The following is a 3,220-nucleotide window of genomic DNA, read 5'->3' as shown; positions in this document are numbered from 1 at the left end:
ATCTTGTCCGCGTCCGTCCCGTAGGCGTCCCCGAACTTCTCCACGACGTCGCGGCGCGTGGGGAACATGGCCGTGCCCGCTGCGCTCTGCAGCAGGTAGGGGACCGGGTGCTCCAGGTGGATCACGAGCGTCCGGTCGTCAGGGGCCTCCAGCCCCAACTCGGAGAGCGGCTTCTTGCCCAGCAGGACATCACTCGCGTTCTTGATGCACCGGACCTTCCCGGAGATGAGGGACGCGGGCCACGTTGAAGGAATCCGGTTCCTCGTCGATGGGAATGCGGAGCACCTGCGGCTTCCCGGCCCAGGCCGCGACGGCAAACGTCAGTGACAATCCCAAGCAAAATACAAAGAGCTTCGTCTTTTTATTGCGCTTGTCATGATTTTTTCCTCCCCGCTGCACGCCTACGTCTGCTCCGCCTCCAAAAGCGTCAGGATATTTTCCAGCGTCCGCGCATAGACGGCATTGTCCCTTCTCCGAGGGTGGGGCAGGTCCAAGGGCTCCTCCAAGATAATCCGCCCCGGTCGAGCGGACATGACGACGATTCGGTCGGCCAAAAAGACAGCTTCATCCACACTGTGCGTCACAAACAAGATCGTCTTGCGGTGCGCCTGCCATATCTTCAAAAGTTCCTTCTGCAAGATGATCCGCGTGTGGGAGTCAAGGGCGCCGAATGGTTCGTCCATCAGCAGGATCTCCGGGTCGTTCATCAAAGCCCGGGCAATCGCTACGCGCTGCCGCATCCCCCCGGAGAGCTCGTGGGGGAAGGCCCGTTCAAAGCCGCTCAGCTTGACGAGCTCAATGTAGTGCGCCGCCACCGCTTTTCGCTCTTCAGTCGGGCGTCCCAACAGCTCCGGCCCCATCCAGACGTTCTCCTCCACACTACGCCAAGGCATCAACGAATACTCCTGAAAGACCATGCCCCGCTCTCGCCCGGGGCCCTTGATCTCCACCCCTTTCATCAGTGCCCTGCCCCCGGAAGGGAGCTCCAAACCGGCTAATATCCGCAGCAGTGTAGACTTTCCGCACCCAGAGGGCCCTACGATGCAGACGAACTCGTTTTCTTTCACCGAGAGGTTGACATCCGAGAGGGCGACGACATCCCTGCCCTGGTCCGATGTGAAGTGTTTGGCCAAACCCTCGATCCTGAGAAGGTCGCTTTCTTTTATCATAGCATCACCTGTAGAGACTTTGCCACTGAAAAGCTCTGCGCTCGATCAGAATAAAGAGCGAGTCGATCAAAATCCCCATGACGCCAATGGCGATCATCCCCGCGATGACGACATCCGTCTGCGCCACCGTGTAGGCGTGCGTGATGAGGTATCCGACCCCGGAGATGCTGCCGGGCATCATCTCGGCGGAGACCAAGCACATCCACGCAACCCCGAGCCCCACCCTCAGCCCCGTGAAGACCTGCGGGGCGGCATAGGGGAGGATGACGTACCGAACGACCTGCCACGGCGACGCCCCCAGAACCCGGACCGCATCAATCAGCGTCACTCGAACGCTCTGGACGCCCCCGATGGTGTTCACCAAGATAGGGAAGAAAGCCCCGATGAAGATGATGAACAGCATGGATATCTTGATGTTGCTGAAGAAAGGGTACCACGCCCCCTCTTCAATGCCCAGGATCGTCGCCATACTGGCGACGCCAAACCAGGCCAGCACGAGAGGTATCCAGGACAATGGGGGGATGGGGCGAAAGAGCCCCGCCATCAGCCCCAACATCCGGTTCAGCCAATTCCAGTATCCCATCGCAAGCCCCAGCGGAACAGCGACGAACACGGCCAGGAGGTACCCCCCGAACACCCGGACGAAGCTGACGGTCACGTTGCCGACCAGAGACCCCATGTTCAGCAGGTCCTTCGTAGGGTGGAGCAGGATCGCCAACACATCTTCAATCTTGGGCAATACGACGGCGTTATCGATCCTCAGGGACGCATAGTGCCAGAATAGCAGGAAAAGCGCCGGGGCGACTAAAGACAGCGCACCCCGGCTCAGGCAATGCTTCATCGTCTACTTCGCGTTTTGCTTCTCCGCGTAGCGGAAGTCGAAGACCAGTTCCTTGCTTTCCTCGAGGGTCTTGCCCTTCAGAAGGTTCTTGAACTGCCCCATCTTGTTCAGCATCTCCGGGTACAGAGAGGCATTGCGGAACCATTTCGCGTCAGGATTTGTCGAGTACGTCATCTCGGACATGCGCGTCGCTTCAACGGGGACGCCAAACCAGACTGCCGAGAGCTCGTCAGCCTCGTCTTTATGGGCGTTACACCAGGCGCTCGACTTCGTCAGGAGCTCCAGGTAAGCGTCCAAGATGTCCGGGTGCTGCTCAATGACGTTCACGTGAGCGGCGGTCACGCAGCAGGGAAAGTGGTCCCACTTACCCGCAGGGGGGAGAGTCTTGAGATCCAGGATCATCTTGCCCTGCTTCTTCAGCACAGCCACCTGCGGGATAGGTGCAGGAGCAACCCAGAAGTCGACCTGTCCCGAGGTCAACGCGGGGTTAAAGTTGGCGACCCCCTTCAGGTCGACCAGGAGGACGTCGGCCTCCTGCTTCGTCGCGTTCGCGTCCCCGGTCAAGCGCAGGCCGGCCTCAAAGAGTGCGGCCTCGACAAGGACCTTCGGAGCACTGGTTGGAGAGTGGTAGCCCAGCTTGACGGGCGCCTTGGCTTCCTTGATGAACGCCAGAAGGGAATCCCAGTCGTTGACGGGGGAATCCAGGCGCCCCACCATCGCGATACCGTCCGCCTGGATAGGAGCCAGCACCTTGATCGGCGTGCCATTGTCGATCGCCGACAGCATGGCGGGGAACGAGTTTGTCGTCAGGTCCAGATGGTTCTGGGCGAAGAGCGATGCGGCCTCGGAACCGCTCTTCGTCACGATGACCTCGAATCGGGCCATCTTTTTGTCTCCCCGGTAGAGGTCGTACTTCTCCTTCTCGACGACCGGCTTGAACCAGACACCGAAGTCTTTGAAGGCCTCTCCCTTCTGCAGCGCGATGGTGAAACCCTGTTGGTGCGTCGTCATGGTGTAGGCCATGCGGATCACAGGGACCTTCTCCGCCTCCGCCGCGAACGCGGGCAGGGCAAAGGCCCAGGACAACGCCAGTACCGCAACAAATTTCTTCATTACCCAACACTCCTTCTTAATTATTTTTTCGGCAAAGCCTCAGGTTAACGCCGTAAAATGCTTCGCAAAATGCCAGACGATCAACGGCGATTGGATT

At 59.4% G+C, this 3,220-nt stretch carries 3 protein-coding genes and 1 pseudogene; all 4 read right to left on the bottom strand.

What is annotated here, in order from left to right:
• Positions 1-317 (bottom strand): annotated as a pseudogene (locus SY1_RS01875) (hypothetical protein); the annotation flags it as partial.
• Between the two features lie 84 nt (positions 318-401).
• On the bottom strand, positions 402-1,133 hold the full coding sequence (locus tag SY1_RS01870; RefSeq protein ID WP_243440561.1) for an ABC transporter ATP-binding protein: 732 nt from the start codon (positions 1,131-1,133) through the stop codon (positions 402-404).
• Between the two features lie 40 nt (positions 1,134-1,173).
• On the bottom strand, positions 1,174-1,908 hold the full coding sequence (locus tag SY1_RS01865) for an ABC transporter permease (RefSeq protein ID WP_243440560.1): 735 nt from the start codon (positions 1,906-1,908) through the stop codon (positions 1,174-1,176).
• Between the two features lie 105 nt (positions 1,909-2,013).
• Complete coding sequence (locus SY1_RS01860) at positions 2,014-3,123, bottom strand: ABC transporter substrate-binding protein (protein WP_015555994.1); 1,110 nt, start codon at positions 3,121-3,123, stop codon at positions 2,014-2,016.
• Positions 3,124-3,220: the final 97 nt, after the last annotated feature.

Origin of the sequence: Fretibacterium fastidiosum (genome assembly GCF_000210715.1) — a bacterium.
GTDB lineage: Bacteria > Synergistota > Synergistia > Synergistales > Aminobacteriaceae > Fretibacterium > Fretibacterium fastidiosum.
The sequence above is the reverse complement of the archived record's forward strand: the minus strand, read 5'-3'. Positions and strand labels throughout refer to the sequence as shown.